23 protein-coding genes and 1 pseudogene are annotated in these 20969 nt (G+C 67.0%); 7 read left to right on the top strand and 17 right to left on the bottom strand.

Annotation, left to right across the window (positions count from 1 at the left end):
* Window positions 1-103: 103 nt before the first annotated feature.
* From N0A24_04535 to N0A24_04510, 6 genes are all read left to right on the top strand, one after another.
* The gene (locus N0A24_04535; GenBank protein MCS7172664.1) at window positions 104-1501 is read left to right on the top strand and encodes a phosphomannomutase/phosphoglucomutase; all 1398 of its coding nucleotides are present in this window, start codon (window positions 104-106) and stop codon (window positions 1499-1501) included.
* Entirely contained in the window at window positions 1498-2220 is a 723-nt protein-coding gene (locus tag N0A24_04530; protein ID MCS7172663.1) for a DUF2993 domain-containing protein, read from the top strand. The genes N0A24_04535 and N0A24_04530 overlap by 4 nt, the downstream gene beginning before the upstream one ends.
* 10 nt (window positions 2221-2230) lie before the next feature.
* Window positions 2231-2797: a dTDP-4-dehydrorhamnose 3,5-epimerase gene (gene rfbC / locus N0A24_04525; GenBank protein MCS7172662.1), complete on the top strand. Its 567-nt coding sequence runs from the start codon at window positions 2231-2233 to the stop codon at window positions 2795-2797.
* A 47-nt stretch (window positions 2798-2844) separates the two neighbouring features.
* Window positions 2845-3765 carry a dTDP-4-dehydrorhamnose reductase gene (gene rfbD, locus N0A24_04520; protein MCS7172661.1) on the top strand — a complete coding sequence of 307 codons (921 nt, stop codon included), beginning with the start codon at window positions 2845-2847 and terminating at the stop codon, window positions 3763-3765.
* Window positions 3766-3850: 85 nt separating this feature from the next.
* The gene (locus N0A24_04515) at window positions 3851-5389 is read left to right on the top strand and encodes an ABC transporter substrate-binding protein (GenBank protein MCS7172660.1); all 1539 of its coding nucleotides are present in this window, start codon (window positions 3851-3853) and stop codon (window positions 5387-5389) included.
* A gap of 18 nt (window positions 5390-5407) precedes the next feature.
* Complete coding sequence (locus tag N0A24_04510) at window positions 5408-6496, top strand: Zn-dependent alcohol dehydrogenase (protein MCS7172659.1); 1089 nt, start codon at window positions 5408-5410, stop codon at window positions 6494-6496.
* Between the two features lie 41 nt (window positions 6497-6537).
* Here the strand turns inward: N0A24_04510 and N0A24_04505 are convergent.
* From N0A24_04505 to N0A24_04425, 17 genes and pseudogenes are all read right to left on the bottom strand, one after another.
* A pseudogene (locus N0A24_04505) lies at window positions 6538-6945 on the bottom strand (ATP-binding cassette domain-containing protein).
* Window positions 6946-6992: 47 nt separating this feature from the next.
* Entirely contained in the window at window positions 6993-7946 is a 954-nt protein-coding gene (locus N0A24_04500; protein MCS7172658.1) for a sugar-binding protein, read from the bottom strand.
* Between the two features lie 65 nt (window positions 7947-8011).
* Window positions 8012-9010, bottom strand: coding sequence for an ABC transporter permease (locus N0A24_04495; GenBank protein MCS7172657.1), 999 nt, complete (start codon window positions 9008-9010; stop codon window positions 8012-8014).
* Between the two features lies 1 nt (window position 9011).
* Complete coding sequence (locus N0A24_04490; protein ID MCS7172656.1) at window positions 9012-9758, bottom strand: ATP-binding cassette domain-containing protein; 747 nt, start codon at window positions 9756-9758, stop codon at window positions 9012-9014.
* The gene (locus N0A24_04485) at window positions 9755-10741 is read right to left on the bottom strand and encodes a sugar-binding protein (GenBank protein ID MCS7172655.1); all 987 of its coding nucleotides are present in this window, start codon (window positions 10739-10741) and stop codon (window positions 9755-9757) included. Before N0A24_04485 ends, N0A24_04490 begins: the two co-directional genes overlap by 4 nt.
* Before the next feature lie 14 nt (window positions 10742-10755).
* Window positions 10756-11214 (bottom strand): ABC transporter permease, encoded by a 459-nt coding sequence (locus N0A24_04480; GenBank protein MCS7172654.1) that lies wholly within the window; start codon window positions 11212-11214, stop codon window positions 10756-10758.
* A 271-nt stretch (window positions 11215-11485) separates the two neighbouring features.
* Complete coding sequence (locus N0A24_04475; protein ID MCS7172653.1) at window positions 11486-12073, bottom strand: FGGY-family carbohydrate kinase; 588 nt, start codon at window positions 12071-12073, stop codon at window positions 11486-11488.
* Window positions 12052-13080: a TIM barrel protein gene (locus tag N0A24_04470; protein MCS7172652.1), complete on the bottom strand. Its 1029-nt coding sequence runs from the start codon at window positions 13078-13080 to the stop codon at window positions 12052-12054. The genes N0A24_04475 and N0A24_04470 overlap by 22 nt, the downstream gene beginning before the upstream one ends.
* A gap of 100 nt (window positions 13081-13180) precedes the next feature.
* On the bottom strand, window positions 13181-14038 hold the full coding sequence (locus tag N0A24_04465) for a carbohydrate kinase family protein (protein MCS7172651.1): 858 nt from the start codon (window positions 14036-14038) through the stop codon (window positions 13181-13183).
* A 2-nt stretch (window positions 14039-14040) separates the two neighbouring features.
* The gene (locus N0A24_04460; GenBank protein ID MCS7172650.1) at window positions 14041-14328 is read right to left on the bottom strand and encodes an ABC transporter permease subunit; all 288 of its coding nucleotides are present in this window, start codon (window positions 14326-14328) and stop codon (window positions 14041-14043) included.
* A complete protein-coding gene (locus tag N0A24_04455; GenBank protein MCS7172649.1) occupies window positions 14307-14870 on the bottom strand; it encodes a hypothetical protein in 564 nt (187 codons plus the stop codon). Before N0A24_04455 ends, N0A24_04460 begins: the two co-directional genes overlap by 22 nt.
* Window positions 14871-14902: 32 nt before the next feature.
* Entirely contained in the window at window positions 14903-15766 is an 864-nt protein-coding gene (locus tag N0A24_04450; protein MCS7172648.1) for a sugar ABC transporter permease, read from the bottom strand.
* Between the two features lie 9 nt (window positions 15767-15775).
* Window positions 15776-17131 (bottom strand): ABC transporter substrate-binding protein, encoded by a 1356-nt coding sequence (locus N0A24_04445; GenBank protein MCS7172647.1) that lies wholly within the window; start codon window positions 17129-17131, stop codon window positions 15776-15778.
* Window positions 17132-17136: 5 nt separating this feature from the next.
* On the bottom strand, window positions 17137-17340 hold the full coding sequence (locus N0A24_04440) for a hypothetical protein (protein MCS7172646.1): 204 nt from the start codon (window positions 17338-17340) through the stop codon (window positions 17137-17139).
* Window positions 17341-17368: 28 nt separating this feature from the next.
* Entirely contained in the window at window positions 17369-17752 is a 384-nt protein-coding gene (locus N0A24_04435) for a hypothetical protein (GenBank protein MCS7172645.1), read from the bottom strand.
* Between the two features lie 5 nt (window positions 17753-17757).
* Complete coding sequence (locus N0A24_04430; GenBank protein MCS7172644.1) at window positions 17758-18525, bottom strand: hypothetical protein; 768 nt, start codon at window positions 18523-18525, stop codon at window positions 17758-17760.
* Between the two features lie 4 nt (window positions 18526-18529).
* Window positions 18530-19522 (bottom strand): LacI family transcriptional regulator, encoded by a 993-nt coding sequence (locus N0A24_04425; GenBank protein ID MCS7172643.1) that lies wholly within the window; start codon window positions 19520-19522, stop codon window positions 18530-18532.
* 110 nt (window positions 19523-19632) lie between these two features.
* Here N0A24_04425 and miaB point away from each other — a divergent pair, with 110 nt between their 5' ends.
* Entirely contained in the window at window positions 19633-20967 is a 1335-nt protein-coding gene (gene miaB, locus N0A24_04420) for a tRNA (N6-isopentenyl adenosine(37)-C2)-methylthiotransferase MiaB (protein MCS7172642.1), read from the top strand.
* Window positions 20968-20969: the final 2 nt, after the last annotated feature.

Genomic DNA, 20969 nt, shown 5'->3' with positions numbered 1-20969 from the left:
CGTGCGTCTGACGCCTTCCGATGCCCTGCGGACGGCCTTCCCCGAGCCGCCGGAGTAGCGGGGTGCGTTGATAGAATGGAGAAAGGCATGAAGGAGGGAGCGGATGGTCCTTCAACCCCGCATCTTCCGGGAGTACGACATCCGGGGGGTGTTCGGTCAGGATCTCACGCCCGAGGGGGCGGCTGCCATCGCCCGAGCCTATGCCCGCTACCTGGCGGACCGGGGAAAGCGGGAGGTGGTGGTGGGCCACGACAACCGCGTCTCCTCCCCCGCGCTCCGGGACGCGGTGGTGGAAGCCCTGGTTCGTTCCGGGTGCGCGGTCACGGACGTCGGCATGGTGACCACCCCCGTGTTCTACTTCGCCCGGGTACACCTAGGAATCGATGGCGGCGTCATGATCACCGCAAGCCACAACCCCCCCGAGTACAACGGATTCAAGCTCGCCCATGGGTTCGGGACCCTGTACGGTCCGCAGATTCAGGAGATTCGGCGGCTCGCGGAGGCGGGGGAGTGGGTAGAGGGCGTGGGGAGTGTACAGAAGGTGGACGTCATCCCCGCCTACCGCCAGATGCTCCGGGAGAAGGTGCAGCTGGGTCCGCGGCGGCTGCGGGTGGTGCTGGATTGCGGGAACGGCACCGCGAGCGTCATCGCGCCGCAAGCCCTTCAGGACCTGGGAGTTGAGGTGATCCCGCTCTACTGCGAGAGCAACCCCCGCTTCCCCCACCACCACCCAGACCCCATCGATCCCCGCAATCTCCGGGATCTCATCCAGACCGTCCTCCGGGAGGGGGCGGACGTGGGGATCGGCCTGGACGGGGACGGTGACCGGATCGGCGTGGTGGACGAGGGGGGGCGGATCGTCTGGGGGGATCAGCTGATGATCCTGTACTGGCGGGAGATCCTCCCCCGGCATCCCGGTGCCGTGGCCCTCATCGAGGTAAAGTGCAGCCAGGCACTGGTGGAGGAGGTGGAACGGCTGGGGGGCAGGCCGATCTATTGCAAGACCGGGCACTCCCTCATCAAGGCGAAGATGCAGGAGGTCAAGGCGGTGTTCGCGGGTGAGATGAGCGGCCATATGTTCTTCGCGGACGAGTACTACGGGTACGACGACGCGGTGTACGCGGCCGCGCGCCTGTTGCGCATCCTCTCCCGTACGGAGAAGCCCCTTTCCGCACTGCTGAGCGATATCCCCCGGTATCATGCGACCCCGGAGATCCGGGTCGCCTGTCCGGACGAGCGGAAGTTCGAGGTGGTGGCAGAACTGGTGCGCCAGTTCAAGGCGCGGTACCCCGTGATCGATGTGGACGGGGCCCGGGTGATCTTCCAGGACGGATGGGGACTTGTGCGGGCCAGCAACACCCAGCCCGTGCTGGTGGTCCGGGCGGAAGGGAAGACCCCGGAGGCGCTCAGGCGGATCAAGGGGATTCTGGAGGAGGCCTTGGCGACCTTTCCGGAGTGCGGCCCCCTGGATTGGCTGGAGACCGTGACGGAGGGACGGTGAGCGGAAGGGGACGGTGGGCTCTAGGTTTTCTGATCTGTGGACTCCTCTCCGCGCTGTGGGGAGGTTCTGTACCCGCGGCCAGCTCGGAAGACGCCGTCCGCGCCGCGTTTGCGGAGCTGCTGGGAGGTCCCCCGGTGCTCCACGTGGAGGCTGTACCAGACCTCCACGAAGGGATGTACGCCCGGATCTCCCTGTACGCGCAGCGGGCCCGCATTGCGGGCCTCCGGGTGGACCACCTTTGGGTGCGACTGCGCGGAGTAACCCTGGATCCTGCGGAACTGGGGCGGGGTGCGCTTCGGGTCCTCTCCTACCGCGAGGCGGCCCTGCACACCCTGGTGGGCCTTCGCAGCATCGAGGAGTTCCTCGCACGGAACCCGGACGTGGAGGAGGTCCGGCTCGAGGTCGACCGGGGACTCATCGCGGGCCGGGGAGTCGTGCGGATGAGGGGGATCCCCGTGCGGGTGGGGATGGTGGTGGGGTTCGAAGCCGTGGGGACCCCCGCGGTCTACGTCCGTGTGCACGCCCTGCGGGTGAACGGGATCCCTCTGCCCCCCGCGGCGGTGGCGGAGTTCGAGCGCCGGATCAATCCTCTCCTGAACATGGTGGAATGGCCCGTGTCGGTGCGCATCCGGTCCGTGCGCATCACCCCCACGCACGTGGTGTTGACCACCTTGCGACACCCCATGGATCCCTGTGACTTCTGCCAGACGCTGCCCTGAGGGAAGCCGGATGCCGTTCGCCTTCCTTCCCCTGGAGATCCCGGATGTGGTCTTGATCCGGGCCCAGGCGTTCGCGGATGCCCGCGGGTTCTTCCTGGAGGCCTACCGGAGATCGGAGTTCGAGCGCCACGGGATCCCGGTAACCTTCGTGCAGGACAACTTTTCCCGCTCCATCCGGCGGGGCGTTCTTCGAGGGCTGCATTACCAAAAAGCGCCCAGAGCCCAGGGCAAGCTCGTGATGGTGCTCCGGGGGGAAATCTATGACGTGGCGGTGGACATCCGGAGGGGATCGCCCACCTACGGCCGGTGGGTGGCGGCCGTCCTCTCGGATCGAGAGCATACCCTGCTGTACGTCCCTCCCGGATTCGCGCACGGATTCTGCGTGCTGAGCGAAGGGGCGGACGTACTGTACAAGTGCACGGAGGAATACGATCCCGCCCTAGACCGGGGTATCCGATGGGACGACCCGGATCTGGGCATTCCGTGGCCCGTGGAGGATCCCCTGCTCTCCGAGAAGGATCGAGCGTGGCCCCTCCTGCGGGAGGCGGACCACAACTTCGTCTACAGGGGAGCGTGAGCCTTCGGGGACGCCCCGAGCAGGACTCCGGCAGAAGGGGGAGACGGATGCGACGGGTGGTGGTGGTGGGCGCCACGGGGCAACTGGGCCGCGCGGTGGTTCGGGCCTTCGAGAAGGCGGGAGCGTGCCCGATCGGCCTGGGGCACAGGGAGATAGAGTGCGCGGATCCTGCCTCGGTGGCGGAGGCGATCCTTCCCCTGCACCCGGAGGTGGTAGTGAACTGCGCGGCCTACGTGCGGGTGGACGAGTGTGAGGACCGGCCGGAGGTGGCGTTTCGGGTGAACGCCCTGGGCGCCCTGCACATAGCCCGGGTATGCCAAGAAGCGCAAGCCCGCTGTGTGTACCTGAGCACGGACTACGTCTTCGACGGCGGGAAGCCCGATCCCTACCGGGAGGAGGACCCGCCAAACCCCATCAACGTGTACGGGACCTCCAAGCTGGCCGGGGAACACCTGGTCCGGCAGACCTGCCCGGATGCCCTGGTCGTGCGGGTGGCGAGCTTATTTGGAGGAAGCGGGGCCCGGGGCAAGGGCGGCAACTTCGTGCTCTCCGTGCTGGAACGGGCCCGGTGCGGGGAACGTCTGCAGGTGGTGGCGGATGTCCGGATGTCCCCGACTTATACGGTGGACGTGGCATCTGCCCTGGTAACGCTCGTGTGCCAGGGAGCGGTTGGGGTGTTCCACGTGGTCAACGAGGGATCGTGCACCTGGTACGACCTCGCCTGTCGGATCCTGGCCCTGGCGGGGTACAGGGTTCCCGTGCAGCCCATCCCCCAAAACGCCTACCCCACGCGGGCCCGGCGTCCGGCGAACTCCGCCCTCTCCACCGCCAAACTGAAGGCCTGGGGGATCCGGATGCGGCCATGGGAGGAGGCCCTCGCGGAGTACCTAGCCGATCTCCGCACCTCGGGGATTCCCCTCCCGGATAAAGGGGGAGGAAAGCAGGAGGAGAGGGGGGGGATTCCGTAGAATCGAGAATGCCATGGAGGGATGTGTTGACAGCCCTGACTACAGGATCGTAGTTCGGGCAGACCAGCAACGGGGGTGAGGAGCGATGTGCAGGTCTTGGAAGGTGGCTTTAGGGATCCTGTTGGTGTTGAGCCTCGGCCTGGCAGGGTTTGCGGGACCTGCAACACAGAAACAGCGGGGAGGAGTCGTCCGGATCGCGGAACCTCCCGCGGGCGGTCCCATCGGGGTTCCGTGGCTGATGCCCATCTTCGGGATCCTCCCGGCCATCCCGGTCTACGAGACTCCGGTGTTCGTGGACGCGTGGAACCGGGTGTACCCTCGGCTGGCGGAGCGGTGGGAGGTGGCTCCGGACCGGAAGGCCCTCGTCCTGCGGCTGCGCCGGGGAGTTCTGTTCCACGACGGCACGGAGATGACCGCGGAAGCGGTGAAGTTCAACCTGGACCAGCAGATCGAGGTCCGGCGGCTTCCTTCCTACATCCAGTCCGTGGATGTCGTGGATCGGTACACGGTACGGCTCAACCTCTCCCGGTGGGACAACGGCATTTACCTGGCCCTGTCCGGGAGCGGGGCTCTGATCGCTTCCCCCACCACCATCCGCCGGTTGGGCGTGGAGCGGGCCCAGTGGCAGCCCGTGGGAACCGGCCCCTTCCGGATCACCCGGTATGATCCCAACGCGTACGCGGACTTCGTCCGGTTCGACCGATACTGGGATCGACCCAAGCCCTACCTGGACCGCATCGAGCTCCGGTTCTTCCCCCAGGCGGAGCCCCTAACCATCCAGGCGGCACTCCTCGCGGGTCAGCTGGACGTGGCGCGGTTCGCGGATCCCCAGATCGTGAACCAGCTGCGGCAGACGGGGAGGTTCGACGTCATCACCGGGCCCCCGTCCCGGGCCGTCCTCATGCTCATCCCCGACAGTGCGAACCCGGATTCCCCCTTCGCAGACCCACGGGTGCGGGAGGCCGTGGGGTACGCCTTGGACCGGGAGGGCCTTGCCCGGGTGCTGGGTGCCGGCCTTGGGGAGCCCTGGAACCAGATCGTTCCTCCGGGGACCCCTGCCGTCCTCAACGACTACCGGGGGACCACGTACAATCCGCAGCGGGCGCGGGAGCTGCTGGCGCAGGCGGGTTACCCAAACGGGTTCAGCACCCGGTTGATCGTGGCGTTCTACCTCCAGCGGGACACGGGGGTCGCGTTGCAGCAGGCCCTGCAGCAGGTGGGGATCCGGGCGGAGCTGGAGTTGCCGCAGATCGGCCGCTACGTGGAGTACCAGCGGAAAGGCTGGCGGGGACTGCTGGTGCACCTCTACGGCTACTTCCCGAACATCAACAACTACATCGGGTTCTACCTGGGCGATACGGCGGCAGAGGTGTGGGCCAGTCTGAAGCGCCCGGAGGGTCTGCAGAAGCTGTTGGAGGAGTCCGCGGGGACCCTCACCCCGCAGCGCCACAAGCTCCAGCAGCTCCACCGGATGCTGCTCCAGGACCACACGGTGATCCCCGTCTACACCCATCCCGGGGCCGCGGTGGTGGTCCGGAAGGGAATCCGGGATACCGGACACCTCCAGGGGGCCACCTGGCCGTTCTGGAAGCCCGCGGAGGCGTGGATTAGCCGGCAACCGTAACCTGTGCGGAGGATCGGCATGAAGGCGGCGGTCCTGCAGGAGTACAAAAAGCCCTTGGTGATCCAGGAGGTAGAGGTAGACGAGCCCGGTCCCCGGGAGATCCTGGTGCGCACCATGGCCGCGGGGGTGTGCCACAGCGACCTTCACATCGCGGAGGGAGATGCCCCCTGGCCCGTTCCCGTGGTGCTGGGGCACGAGGCCGCGGGGGTGGTGGAGAAGGTGGGGAGCCTCGTGACCCGGGTGAAGCCCGGGGACCACGTGGTGGTGTGCGTGACCCCCTTCTGCGGGCAATGTGAGAAATGCCTCACGGGACACATGAACCTGTGCCAGAGCCCCCTCACGAGGCGGGGTCCGGAGGATCCTCCGCGCCTGCGGTGGAACGGGAAGCCCATGGGCCAGTTCGCCGGCATCGGGGCCTTCGCGGAGCAGATGCTGGTGCATGAGAACGCGGCGGTGGCGATTCCGGAGGACGTGCCCTTCGAGGTGGCGGCGCTCTTAAGCTGCGGGGTGCTGACCGGGGTGGGGGCGGTGTTCAACAGAGCCAAAGTACAGCCGGGCAGCACGGTGGCGGTCTTCGGCCTGGGAGGTGTGGGGATCGCGGTGCTTCAGGGGGCGTACTTGGCCGGAGCCCGTCGGATCATCGCGGTGGACATCCTGCCGCAGAAGTTGGAGATGGCGAAGCGGTTCGGGGCCACGGACGTGGTGAACGCTTCGGAGGTGGACCCCGTGGAGGCCATCCTGCAGCTGACGGGGGAGGGGGTGGATTACTCCTTCGCGGTGGCGGGATCCGCGAAGGTGTACCGGCAGTGCGTGGACTGCCTGGCGCCTCTGGGAACCGCCACCGTGATCGGGTTGGTCCCTCCCGGAGAGCGGCTTGTGCTGAATCCCCGCCAGATCCTGTGGGAGCGCGCCATCCAGGGATGCATCATGGGATCCAACCGGTTCCCCGTGGACATCCCGCGGTACCTGGAGCTGTACCGGCAGGGACGGCTGAAGCTGGACGAGATGGTGAGCCGGAAGGCGGGGCTGGAATCCGTGAACGAGAGCTTCGAGTGGATGCGCCGGGGGGAGGTGATCCGCACCGTCCTTACCGTGGGTGAGCGCTAAAGGCCCTGTTCACGGGCTGCGGTGGCCCGGTCTCCCGCGATGAAGAGCTCCAGGAGCTCTTCGATGACCAGTCGCTCCAAGACGCGCTGTGCCGCTTGGTCCATGCGGGAACGGTCCACGAACAGCCCCCGACGGGGCTACCGTCCCAGCCAGATGTTCCCCGCCACGTCCAGGTTCTCGCACAGGGCGAGGTCCTGGTAGACCATCTCGATCCCCAGGGCCCGGGCATCCGCGGGCGTGCTGAAGCGCACCCGACGCCCCTCGAACAGGATCTCCCCCTCGTCCGGCTGGTAAGCACCGGAGAGGACCTTCATGAGGGTGGATTTTCCGGCCGCGTTGTCCCCCACCAGCCCCAGGATCTCTCCCGGGTACAGCACGAGATTCACCCCGCGCAGCGCCTCCACACCTCCGAAGCGCTTGCGGATTCCCCGCATCTCCACGAGCGGCATCCGGCCCTCCCGCGCGGAGGGAAAGGGGGGCCAGGGGCCCCCCGCGCTCACCTCAGGAACCTGTCCACGTTCTCCTTGGTCACCAGGTCCACACCGGTGTTGTAAAAGCTCCGGATGGGCTTTTGCCTGCGGACCACGATGTCGTAGAGGAGCTCCATGCTCCGCACACCCATCTGGTAGGGACGCTGACCCACCAGCCCGTGCACGTACCCCTCCTTGAGGAGCCGCAGCTCCGGCTCCAGGGTATCGAAGGACACGATCACGAACTTCCCCGCCTTGATGTCCGCCTCCTTCTTCTTGACCGCGTTCTTATAGGCCTCCGGTGCAAAGAGGGGCCATCCGCCCACCATGACGATGGCGGTGAGGTCCGGGTTTGCCGTGATCATCTGTTCCACCAGCTGCACCGCCCGGTTGATGTCGTCGTTGCTGGGGAATGGGGATCCCCGGACCTCCCGGTACTGTGCCCCCCGCACCACGCTCTTAAACCCCTTGATCCGCGCGTTGAGGTTCTGGGCACCCAGTCCGCCCGTGATGATCCCGTACACGGCCCCCTGGGGCGCAAACCGCAGGAACAGCTTCCCCAGCTCGCGGCCCGCGGCTTCGTTGTCCGTCCCCACGAAAGCCAGCCTTCCGCTCTCCGGAGCCGCATCGGAGTCAAAGGTGATGACGGGAATGCCGCCTGCCATGGCCTTCCGGATCACGGGCACCACGCTCTTCGCATCCACGGGCGAGATGGACATGCCGTCCACCTTCCGGCTCACCAGTCCCTCCAGGACCTGAATCTGAGGTGCGATCTCCGTGCGCTCCGGTCCCGTGTACTCGCACACCACCCCCAGACGTCTGGCGGCTACCATGCATCCATCTCGTGCCTGATTGAAGAAGGGGTTGTTGATGGCCTTGGGGACCAAGGCGAAGGTCAACCGACGCGCCTGCCCTCCGAGAGCAGCAGACGCCAGCGCCAAATCCAGTACAAGGCCTAGGGCCAGTCTGATCCGGTACATGGTTCTCACCTCCGGTGTGGAATGGAGTTCTTTCATGAGAGGTGCTCTCCGTCCATCACCCCCTTTCACACAGACATCAGACGCACCCGCAGCCGGTCCACCAGCACGGCCGCGATGATGGTGATCCCGATCACCACCTGCTGCCAGAAGGCGGGGACTCCCACAATGACCATGGCGTTCTGCAGTACTTCGATAAGGGCGGCTCCGATAAACAGGCCCAGGATAGAGCCACGTCCGCCCTGTAAGCTCACTCCTCCGATCACCACCGCGGCGATGACGCTGAGCTCCATTCCCTGTCCCAGAGTAGCGTCCCCCACGGAGAGCCGGGCCGCGAGAAGAATCCCGGTGAGGGCCGCGAGGCCCCCGCTGGTCACGTACGCAAAGAACCGCACCCGGCCCACGGGAATCCCCGCCAGGCGGGCCGCCTCCGCGTTCCCGCCCACCGCGTACAGGTTGTAGCCGTAGGGCGTGCGGGTGGTCAGAAGCCAACCCAGGAGGACCACGACCACCATATAGATCACCGGTGCGGGAACCGGGCCCACGAATCCCGCGCCCAGGGACACGAACAGGTCCGCCTGGGGGCCGAGGTCGGTGATGGGGAAGCCCCGGGTGATGACCAGGGCAAGTCCCCCCGCGATGGAGAGCATGCCCAGGGTGGGGATAAGGGGGGTCATGCGGGCCCGGGTCACCAGGAGACCGTTTGCGGCACCGGCCAGCACTCCGGCCAACACCCCCGTCCCTATGGCGGGCAGAAGTCCGTACCCCAGGCTCAACAGCTTTGTGGTGACCACGCCCCCCAGGCTCATCACGGACCCCACGGAGAGGTCGATCCCACCCCCGCCGCTCAGGATCACCAGGGCCTCGCCCACACCTGCCGCCGCGATGAAGGCGAAGTTGCGGGCGATCTGGAAGAGGTTGTCCGGCTGCAGGAAGCGGGGGGCGAGGGTTCCTACCAGGGCCATGAGGAAGCCCAGGGCCGCCAGCATGGCGAGCTCGTACGAGATCTCCATCCGTTGCGGTCCCCGGGCCGGGGAGGCCGCCACCCCACCCGTCTTCTGTGCCACCCTAAGCCGCCTCCACCCCCATCATCATCCGTACGATCTCCTCCTCCGTGGTCTGTGCGGTACGCCGCTCTCCCACCCGCAGCCCCCGGCGCAGGACCACGATCCGATCGCACACCGCGAAGATATCGGGCATGCTGTGGCTGATGAGGAGCACGCTTTTGCCCTGTTCCCGCAGACGACGGACCAGCTCCAGCACCCGGGCACGCTCCCGCACCCCCAGGGCTGCGGTGGGTTCGTCCATGATCACGATGCGGGCCTCCCAGTATACTGCGCGGCTGATGGCCACCGCCTGACGCTGCCCACCGGACAGGTGCCGCACCAGGGTCCGCACGGAGGGAAGAGAGATCTCCAGCCGCTGGAGGACCTGTGCGGAAGCCGTCTCCATCTGACGGCGGGCGAGAATTCGAAGCACTCCCCATCCGTATCCCGGCTCCCGGCCCAGAAAGATGTTCCCCGCCACGTCCAGGTTCTCCGCGAGGGCGAGGTCCTGGTAGATGGTCTCGATGCCCGCGGCCCGGGCCTCCCGGGGGCTGCTGAACCGTACGGGTCGCCCCTCCAGATCGATGCTGCCCGCATCCGGTGGATAGACCCCCGAGAGGATCTTGATGAGGGTGGATTTTCCTGCCCCGTTGTCGCCCACCAGCCCCAGAACCTCCCCCGCGTACAGATCCACATCCACATCCCGCAGGGCTTGGACGGCCCCGAACCGCTTGCTGATCCCTCGCGCCCGGAGGAGCGGTACCCTCATGGCCTCCATGTGCGCGGGATCCCCAGCTCGTCCAGCTTCCTTGCGTACGCGGCAAGGGTGGCCCGGGTCACCACGTCCACGCCCGTGTCCACGATGCGGCTGGGAGGCACCCTAGAGAGCCGCAGGGCCTGCTCCACCCCCTCCCGGGCCATGAGGGTCAAGAGCTCCACACTCCTGTAGCCCTGAAAGTACTCCCGCTGGGCCACGAGCACGTGGATGACACCCTCCCGGAGCAGGGCGATGTGCTCGTCCGTGGCGTCGAAGGCCACGATCCGGAGCTTCCCCGCCACCTTCGCCTCCTTGGCCGCGCGAGCCCAGGCGGGACCGTTGTAGGCATACACCCCGTACGCACCGGCCAGATCTGGATGGGCCCGGAGGGTGGCGGCTGCGAGGCTCACCGCGGTAGCCGCGTCCTCCCGGTCGTTGTTGGTGGCCACGATGCGGATGAGGCTTCCTTGGATGGCCTGCTTGAATCCCTCGATGCGCTGCAGGGAGTTCAGGGCTGTGAGGCTCCCCGTTCCGATGGCCACCTTCCCTCCTCGCGGCAATAGCCGACGCATCTCGCGGCCCGCAATGCGACCCGCGGCCAGGTTGTCCGTTCCGATGTACGCGATCCGCACGCTCTCAGGTGCGTCCGTGTCCAGCGTGATCACCGGGATTCCCGCGTCCCGCCCCTTCTTGATGGTGGGCCCAAGCGCTTTAGGATCCGAGGGAGCGACGGCGATGCCGGAGACCTTCTGGGCAATGTAGGTCTCCATGGTGCTGATCTGGGCAGCTACGTCCTCCTTCTGCGGCACGAAGAAGACAGCCTGGACACCCAGCTTCTGGGCCGCGGCCTTTACGCCCCGCTCTACGTTGGCCCAGTAAGGATGTACGGACTTGCTGATCACCACCACGCGGATCTGGGGCGCGGGTTCTGCGCCCTGACCCACAAGCGCCACGGCGGCCAGCACCGCGGCCACCAGAAGGATCGTCCCTCTCATGTGCATCCCTCCCTTCATGGGGTTTTCCGCCGCCGGAGGATGTCCACGGTGACGGCGGTGAGCAGAATGAAGCCCAACACGATGTCCTGGTGGTACGAGGAGACATCCACGAGGATCATCCCGTTCACCACCACGGCCATGAGCGCGCCCCCCAGGAGTGCCCCTAGGATCGTTCCTTCCCCGCCCAACAGGCTCGTGCCACCGATGACGGTGGCAGCGATGGCCCACAGTTCGTATGCGCTGCCCACGTTGGGATTGCCCTGCCCCAGTCGGGCGGCCACCACGATCCCCGTAAGCCCCGCGATGAACCCACAGGCTCCGTACGCGAAGATGCGGACCCCATCCACGTGGATGCCCGCGGCCCGGGCTGCCTGGAGGTTCCCTCCCACCGCGTACAGGTGCCGGCCCAGCACCGTGGCGTGCAGGATCATCCCGCACAATCCCGCCACCAGCAGCAGGACCACGAAGGGCATGGGGATTCCCCGGATCCCACGGAGAGGTCGATTCCGCCCGTGATGATCACCAACGTCTCCCCTACCCCCAGCAGGGTATAGCGGGACATGTCCCGGAGGATGATGTTGAGGTTGGAAGCGGAGAGGAAGGTGGGGTTGCGTCAGGAGAAGAAGGCGACGAGGACTCCGAGCGCCAGGAGAATGTTGAGCTCCCGGAATCGGATCGAAGGGACGATCGGCCGGCCGTGGGCCGGCCGTTGACGTTCCACTACAAGCGTTTCGCGCTCCCCCATCAGCGCAACCGCCCCAGGACGTGCATCCCCCGCCGGAGCACAGGGTAGAGTTCGACGTACACCCGGTACAGTTCCTCGTAGCGTCCTCCGGCTTCGCCCGGAGAGGTCCGATCCACCACGTGCACGGTACGCTCACACGCGGCCTCCACGGAGACAAAGGCGCCCACCCTCACGCCCGCTAACAGAGCGGCTCCGTATGCGGTGCCCTCTGTGGTGGTCACGGTGGCGACCTCCGTCCCGAGTACGTCCGCGAGGATCTGGCGCCAGAGCGGGCTTCGGGCACCCCCCACGGAGATCCGGACCTCCTGAGTCGCCACCCCCATGGCCCGCAGGATCTCGAAGGCATCCCGCAGTCCGAGCGCCACGCCCTCCAGCACCGCCCGCACCAGGTGTTCCCGGCGGTGCCGGAGGGTGAGCCCCACGAAGGCTCCCCGGGCGAAGGGATCCGCGTGCGGGGTGCGCTCGCCCGAGAGATAGGGAAGGAAGATGAGCCCCTCCGCCCCCGGAGGGGTGGAAGCGGCCTCCGCGGTCATCTGGTCGTAGGGATCGGTCTTCTCCCAGGCCTCTACCCGGAGCGCCTCCCGCAACCAGCGCAGCGCCCCCCCCGGCCGCCAGCATCACCCCCATTACATGCCATCTCCCCGGAACCGCGGCGCAGAAGGTGTGTACCCTCCCACGGGGATCCACCCTCAACTCGTCCAGGTGCGCGAACACCACCCCGGAGGTGCCGATGGTAACGGAGACGAGCCCCGCCCGTACGATCCCCGTCCCCACCGCCTGGGCTGCCTGGTCGCCCGCTCCCGCCACCACAGGCGTTCCCGTCCGAAGCCCTGTGGCCCGGGCGGCTTCCTCCGCGATCCTCCCGCTGACCTCCGGCGATTCCAGGACCCCCGGCGTGCCCCTCCTGGAGGAGCCGCCGGTTCTCCGGGTGGGAGAGCATTCCCTCCACCCGGTGGGCCAGGAGCAGCCCCTCCGCCGTGGTGCCGAAGAGAATACGACCGCGGGGCTCGTACGGCTTGGGTTCAAACGCCACCCGGACGCCGGGCACCGCGTCCATGGCCTCCGCCAGCCCTTCCGCGAACCGCGCTCGCAGTTCTGCGAAGTTCTGGCCAAAGGGGTTCTCGTAGCCGTCGATTCCCGGCCAGAGGATGGCCACGTCCGCCGCAAGCTCCCGGCAGAGCTCCAAGGTGCGGATGGTGCGCTGGATGGCCTTGCGCCGGACCTCGGGAAGGTGCGAGGAGAGGGCTCCGAATTCGAAGTCCCGGTCGTAGAAGATCCCCGGCGCCAGGGCTACGAGTCGAATCCCCGTATCCCGAATAAAAGCCCTCCACCGGTCCAGGTTGTCCTCGTTGAGCTCCGTGGGGTAGTGGGCCTCCACGCCTACCACCCCACGGCCCTTGAGGCTTGCGATTAGGTCCAGGCGGGCCGGAAGATCCCGGTCCGGCGTGTACTTGTCATGGAAACGGCTGGCGAAGGGGGAGAGGTACCACACCCCAACGGAGAACTTCGGCTCCAGGACGAAATGCTGCAGGTGGCGGACGAGCTCCTCTCCCGAGCGCCGCACCGTTTGCCCGCGCAGATCCCGTAACGGCATCGCCGTCCCCCCCTTTCCCCTCAGTTTCGAACCCGCGCTCGACGCAGGAAATCCATGGTCTCCTCGAAGCTCCGCACGCCCGCCGTGCCTCCCACCGCGGTCACGCAGAGCGCCCCCACTGCGTTCGCAAAGCGGGTGACTTCCTCCCAGCTCCAGCCCTGTAGCCAGGCGGCCAGGAATCCGCCACAGAAGGCATCTCCCGCACCCGTGGTGTCCACCACGGGACCTCGAACGCGGGAACCCATCCCTGCCACTCCCCCGCGTCCACGTACGCTCCCCGTTCGCCCAGCTTCACCGCCACCACGCCCACCCCCCGCTTCCGCAAGACGGCCGCTGCCCGTTGGGGATCCCGCATCCCCACCAGCTGCGCCACTTCGTCCTGGTTGGCGAACAGGGTGTCCACATGCTCCAGGCAGGGAGCTAGGTCCTCCATCCAGCGGCCCCGGGCGTCCCAGGCTACGTCCACGCTCGTACGGCACCCCCGGGCCCGTGCGCGCTCCAGCAACCGGGCCGCGGGGAGACCGTCCATGCCGGGCAGCAGGAAGTACCCGCCCAGGTGTAGGATCCTTGCTCCCTCCAGGAGGTGGTCGGGGACGTCCTCCGGGCCAAGGTGGGCATTGGCGCCCGGGAAGTGGAGGAAAGATCGCTCCCCGCCGGGGGCCACCGCCACCACGGTGACGGAGGTGCCGGTCACGGGATCCTCCGTCACGTGGGGCTCCACCCCGTGCTGCCGGAGCGCCTGGATGAGGTAGCTCCCGAAGACGTCCTTTCCTACGCGCCCCACCGCGGCGGTAGGGACCCCCAGTTTGGCCAGGGTGATGGCCGTGGTATGGGCGAGGCCTCCGCTCCGCAGCTCGATGGATTCCACCAGCCGAAGGTGTCCCAACTCCGGCCAGGCACCCACGGTCCGCACCATCACGTCGGCCACCATAATCCCCACGCTCAGCGCCTGCGGCATCGCTAGTGCAGCGCTCCCAGGGTGAGGCCCTGTACCACATACCGCTGGACGGCGAATGCCAGAAGCACGGGAGGCAGGAGGGCCAACAGCACGCGGACGGACACGAACCAGAACTGGATCCCCTGGCTCATCTTGGCCCCCGCGATCAGAAGGGGGATGGTGGTGGCCCGTTCAAACGTGAGCGTGAGGGCATAGATGAACTCGTTCCAGGAGAAGGCGAAGGCCAGGATCCCGGTGGAGACCAGGGCAGGGGATGCGAGGGGGAGTGCTACGTGCACGAAGGCGCGCAACGGCTGGCTCCGTCCACCATAGCGGCCTCCTCCAGCTCCACGGGAAGTCCCAGAAAGGTATCGCGCATGAGCAAGGTGGCAAGCGGTAGGTTCATGGTGGTGTGCGCGAGGATGAGGGATGTGGGCGTGTCCAGGAGGCCTCGCCGTTGCATGAACAGGAAGAAGGGAATGACCACCACCGCGGGGGGGAGGATCACCTGGGAGAGGAACCAGGTGGCGATGTCGTGGTTGCGGAGGGGGCCGATGTGGATCGGAAAGCGGGCCAGGGCGTATCCTGCCATGGTTCCGAGCAGGAGCGCCAGGGAAGCGCTCGCAGCGGCTACGAGCAGGCTGTTCTGGAGGTCCCGGAGGATGTCGCGCCCCGCCAGCTGGAGCTGGTCCTGCCAGTTGGCCAGGGTGGGCATGAACTGCACGAAGGGAAGGAGGGTGGGGCGAAAGGTTTCCGTGGGCTCCTTGAGGGAGGTAATCCCAGCCCAGTAGAGGGGAAACAGCACCCAAACCAGGACCGCCAAGAGCAGCACTCCCAGCCCCACCCGCTCCATCCGGCGCGCGAGCCCTCGGGAGGAGCGAGCGGCTAGAGACGTTCGTACAGATGCCGTACTCGGAGCACCAGACCCATGCATGTCAGGGACACCAGGACGGGAAAGATGTACGATAGGGAAGAGGCATATCCCAGGTTGAAGAACTCCAGGCCCTGCCGGTGGATGTACAGAGCCAGAACCTCCGTGGAGATCCCGGGGCCGCCTCCCGTGAGTCCGAACGCGAGGTCGAAGACCTTCACGGAGTAGATGAGCTTGAACAGTAGGGCGGTGACGATCACGGGCGCCAACAGGGGAAGCAGCACGTGCCGAAAAAGAGCCCACCGCCCCGCACCGTCCACGATGGCGGCCTCCAGGGGCTCCGTAGGAAGCCCCTGGAGGCCGGCGAGGAACACCAGGAAGGCGAAGGGAGTCCACTGCCAGATATCCAGGAGCACCACGGATCCCAGGGCGGTGGCGGGATCCGAGAGCCAGTGGACCTTCCCGAAGCCCACGGCTCGGACGAGGTGCGCGATAGGCCCGTCCTCTTCGTGGAAGAGCATCATGCCCAGAAAGGCCAGGGCGATGGGAGAGGTAAACAGGGGCGCTACCACCACCGCCCGCAGGGCACGGATCCCCCACATGGGCCGGTGGAAGAGCAGGGCGAGCACGAACCCCAACAGGAGCTCCGCACTGACCGTCGCTCCCACAAAGAGACCCGTCACCCGGAGCGCGTTGTGCATGCGGGGGTCCTGCACAACCCGCACGTAGTTGGCGAACCCCGTCCAGGTGGGCGGGGATGTGAGATTCCAATTCCGGAACGAGAGAAGCAGGGAGAAGAGGAGAGGGTAGACGGTGAAGGTCAGAATCCACCCTACCGCGGGCAGAAGCAGCGCCCACTTGATCCCCTCGCCCCGCACCTCTCCCTCCTAGCGCGGCCGGTACCGGGGTGCAGGCCTGCCGTAGCCAATGGACTCCTGGTACGCGCGCCGTAGCTTCTCCCGGCCCAGCTTGTTCACGATCTCCGTCCATTCCCGGGCCACGGCATCGAGGGCCTGCTTGGGCGTCTCCCGCCCTACCAGGGCCTGGCTGAGGTGCAGGTCAAGGCTGTTGATCATCTCCGGGGCGCCCGGGATGCGGAGGTACTCCTGCCAGGCATCCATCTCGTAGTAGTTCTGCCAATAGGCCCGCAGCCAGTCCAGAGCGTCCTCCCGGTCGAAACCCTGCTGGAGGTAGGCCTGGATGGATCCGGTGCCCTGGCCGTTGCTCACCTCCGGTGGGAAGTCGTAGATCTTGCCGGGATCCACCCCACCCCAGCCGAAGGTGGTGATCTGGAAGAGCCGGGGCCGCTCCGCCATGTAGGCGAACAGGTGGTAGATGGTCTCCTTGTTGCGGCTGAGGGAGCTGATGAGGCCATGCCACGAACAGCCCAGCAGATTGCCGACCCGGTTGAGCTTCTGGACCCACCGGCCGGTTCGCCGGTCGTAGTACTCCGTGCTGGCCGGCATGGGGCCTGCGGTGAGCTTGCCCTTGATCCGGGAGCGGTCGGGGTTCTTGGCGAGGGACCCGATATCGCCGGGGCTGTAGGTCAAAGCCGCGTTGCCCTTCAGGAACACATCCCAGGATTCCACGAGATCCCAGCCCAGCTGGGCCCGGGGGCCGTTCTTCGTGAGCCGGATGTAGTCCTCCAGAGCCTTTACGTGTCCGGGGGAGTTGATGATCGGCTCCATGGTACGGGGGTTGAAGAAGAACACGTTGCGGTACTCGTCCACGGTGGGGCCCGGGACCACCACATAGGGGGCCGCGAAGGCCAGGTAGAAGAAGAATCCCTGGGCATTTACCTTGAGGGGGAGGACGATGCCGAAATCCGGCCGCCCGTCCCCGTTCCAGTCCCGGTTGTTGAAGAACTCGCTCACATCCAAAAGCTCCTTGATGGTCCGCGGCAGCCGTAGCGCATACCCGTACTTGGCCTGGCAGGCGGCCTTCTCCTTAGGATCGTTGAGGAGATCCCTCCGGCCGTAGAGCACCCAGGCGTCCGCGTCGTAGTTGGCCCCGTACTGCCGTCCGCCCCACCGATAGAGCTGCCGGATGGGCGGACCCATGTCGTTCGGATCCCAGCGGGGAAACCGCGGGTCCCGGATCCATGGATCCACCGGCACGATCCAGTTGTTGGCCACCAGGTCTCCGTAGAGGGTAGCGCATGGTACGAACCCGTCGAACCGTCCCGCCCGGGTGATGAGGTCCGTCTTGATCTTCGTGGGGAGCTGATCGAAGGGGATCTCCACGATATTCAGCTTGGCCCCCGTGCGCTGCTCCCACGCGAAGCGGAAGTAGCGGAGCGGAAGTAGGAGATGGCTCCCCGGCTACCCCCCGCGAATACCCCCAGCGTAACGGCCCGGCCCATGAAGGGCCGGGCCGCGGCGAATGCCACGCCCACCAACGAGAGAAGCACCACACCCAGCACGCCCCATCGTACCGCCTTCACAGGATTCACCCCCTCTGACCGTGCTGAATGCCCGAACTCAGGCGCGGATCGGGTTCGTCCCTCTCACCTCCCTCGGCGCGTAGGTCTGCGGATCGGGTCCGAGCAGCTTGAACACCTCAAGGGGCTCCTCCGCCTCGTAGACGTGCGGGTGCAGAGCCGCCTCCGCGATCACAAAGCACTCCGTTCCCGGACGCAGGGGATGGCCCAGCAACCGGCCGCGCCCGCGCCACACGAAGAGGACATACGGGGCCTGCTCGGTACTCTCGAACCGCTTCCAGACCACCAATCGCTTTCCGCTGAACTTCCGGAGCCTGGGCGGAAAGATCCACGCCTCCTCCCCGCCCCGGGTACGGATGATCCCCTCCGGAGCCAGACGATTCCGCTCCAACAGATCCGGCGCGCACGCGGTCTCGAAGTCCAATCGCTTCAGGGCCTGCTCCAGGCGCGCAAAGCCAGGGTGAACCTGTTCCGGTGGCAGGGGGTCCCTCCCGCGGTGGGCTCCAGGAGGGTGTACACGTCCGAGGGCTGCTGGATCTCCAGGGTGAGGGCAGTCCCTGGGCGGTGGGGGACACCGGCCGGCACGAAGAGTCCTTCCCCGACCCGCTGGTGCACCACGGGGGAGAGTTCCAGGGCCCGCTCCCGCCCCTGCTGGATGGCCTGGCGCAGAGCGCGGAGCGTGACCCCGGGGTAAAGGCCCACGTGGGTGTAGGGGATCGGGCCTTTGGGAGCGTCGAGAAAGTAGTACGCCTCATCCTTGCCGAACCGGTAGCCGAACCGGGCGGGGTCCTGCCATACGTCCTCGTCCCGGACGTGGAAATGGAACACGATGGGCTCTCCCGGGTCGAGCAGCTTCGTGAGGACCGGAAAGTCCGGTCCATATGCGGCGAAGTGACGGGGTCCCAGGATCCGCTCCCCGCGCAGACGGAGGGCCTGTGGCCAGCTGAGCGGTACCCGAAAGGCCAGGAAGCTGATCCCCTCGTTCGGCACGGGGGAGGGGTTGGTGGCCGGAACACAGGAGGCGATCCAGCGTTCAGGCTTCCACAGGCGCTGGCGCGGATGGGAAGTGCCTCCTGAGCGAGCCAGAGGGCCCAGGCGACCTCCGTCTGGGTAAAACCGGCGCACGTACGTGGGGCGGAACGGCAGGATGCCGCGGTCGAGCCAGCTGTCCAGGCGGGAAAGCACGGCGTTGGACACCCGGTTATCCCTCACACCCGCACGAACGTCGGACCACGAGGTCCGCGCGGAGCGCTGCCAGCCGGGGCTCCCGGTCTTTTCCCTCCCGGAGGCGATCGAGCAGGCACCGGGCCGCAGCGGCTCCCAGCTCGTACATGGGCTGGGCCACAGTGGTCACCGGTGGTTCCGCCACGGACATCCACTCCACGTCGTCAAACCCCACCAGGGCACAGTCCTCCGGAACCCGCAGGCCGAGCTCCCGGGCCGCCCGCAGGACCGCCAGCACCATGGTGTTGTTGGCCGCAAAGACTCCATCGGGCCTCCGCCGGAGGAGCTCCCGGGCGGCCTCCTGGGCGTGCTCCAGGGAAAGCCGGGAGAGTGCCACAAGCCCCGCGGGCCGCAATCCCGCTTCCTGGAGGGCCCGTCGGTAGCCCGCTAGGCGTTCCTCTCCCGTGGAAAGCCCCGAACGGAATCCCAGGAGGCCGATCCGCCTTCGTCCGTGCGCGATCAGATGCCACACCGCTTGGCGGGCGGCTTCCTCGTTGTTCACCACCACCGCGTCCGCGTAGAGGTGCCGGGGACGGACGTCCACGAACACCACCTGGAGGCCCTGGCGTCGAAGGGCCTCCAGGTGGCTCCGGGGAATCACGTGGGTCAGGATCACCCCCTCCACCCGGCGTCCCACCAGGGTGGCCAAGTAACCCTGGATCTTCTCCGGCCGGCGGTCGCTGTTCCCCAGGATCACCGTGTATGCGTGCTCCTGGGCCACGTCCTCCACCCCGCGCACCAGGCCCGTGTAGAAGGGGTTGCGGATGTCGGAGACGAGCAGGGCGAGGGTGTGGGTGCGGCGCGTCTTCAGCCCTCGCGCCAGGGCGTTGGGGTGATAGTTCAAGGACCGGATGGCCCGCTCCACCCGGCGGCGCAGAGGCACACTCACGGAGGCGCGGTTGTTGAGCACCGCGGAGACGGTGGCCGGGGAGACCCCCGCGAGCCGCGCTACGTCCTTGATGGTGGCCACGCTGAAACGATTCGCTAAACGTTTCAAAACTCCAGCTGGCCAGCCCCCCTTTCCCTCGAATTCCCCCCTCCGGCGTGTGTAAGATTTCTTCGGGGAACCGAGGAGGAGCCATGACCAGGCGTTACCACATCATCACGTACGGCTGTCAGATGAACGTCCGGGATTCGGAGACCCTGGCGGGGCTACTGGAGCAGATGGGGTATGTCCCCGCGGAGCGGCCTGAAGAGGCGGACGTGGTCCTGGTGAACACCTGTACCATCCGGGAGAACGCGGACGAGCGGGCCTACGGTCGGTTGGGGGAGCTCCGGCGGCTCAAGCAGCGGCGACCCGGCCTGATCCTGGGCGTAGCAGGGTGCCTGGTGCAGAAGGACCGGGAGGAGGTACTGCGCCGGGCCCCGCACGTGGACCTGGTGTTCGGGGTGCACAATCTACACCGCCTCCCAGAGCTCCTGCGCCAGGCCCAGGAGGGGTGCCAGCCTGTCTACGAGGTGTGGGACCGGTTTCCCAAGGACGAGCCCCTACCCATCCTGCCCACGGCGCGCGCGGGGGGGATCCGGGCCTACGTGAACATCATCCTCGGCTGCAACAAGTTCTGCACGTTTTGCATCGTGCCCTTCGTGCGGGGGCGGGAGCGCAGCGTGCCCCCCGAGGTGGTGCTCCAGGAGGTGCGGCAGCTGGCGGAGCAGGGATATCGGGAGGTCACCCTCCTCGGGCAGAACGTGGACTCCTACGGCCACGACCTCCGGCCCCGCACGGACCTGGCGGACCTCTTGCGCTTCATCCACGAGGTGCCGGGCATCGAGCGCATCCGGTTTACCACCAGTCATCCCCGGGACATGACAGAGAAGCTCATTCGCACCGTGGCGGAACTCCCCAAGGTGTGCGAGCACTTCCATCTTCCGGTTCAGTCCGGAGACGATGAAGTCCTCCGCCGCATGCACCGCACCTACACGGTGACAGATTACCTGCGCATCGTGGACCGCATCCGCTCGTGCATCCCGGAAGCGAGCATTACCACAGACCTCATCGTGGGCTTTCCGGGCGAAAGCGAGAAGCAGTTCGAGAACACCCTGAAGCTGGTGGAAGCCGTCCAGTTCGATGCCTGCAACACCGCCGTGTACTCCCCACGGCCCGGCACCAAGGCCGCCACCTTCCCCGACCAGGTGGACGAACAGACCAAGCACCGCCGCCTGCAGGTCTTAAACCGGCTCGCGGAACGGGTGGCCTACGCCCGGAACCGAAGGCTGGTGGGCACGGTCCAGGAAGTGCTGGTGGAGGAGCCCGGAAGGCAGGGGGGGGTTGTGGGCCGCACCCGCACCAACAAGGTGGTGGTCTTGGACGGAACCCGGGACCTTGTGGGCCGGACGGTAAGCGTATGCATCACGGAGGCGGGATCCTGGGTCCTGCGGGGGGAGCGGGTGGCAGAGCCCGTGCCGGTTGGGTGAGG

Source organism: Armatimonadota bacterium (assembly GCA_025059775.1).
Taxonomy (GTDB): Bacteria; Sysuimicrobiota; Sysuimicrobiia; order Sysuimicrobiales; family Sysuimicrobiaceae; genus Sysuimicrobium.
Note: the sequence above shows the minus strand (reverse complement) of the source record. Positions and strands in the feature narration are given on the sequence as shown.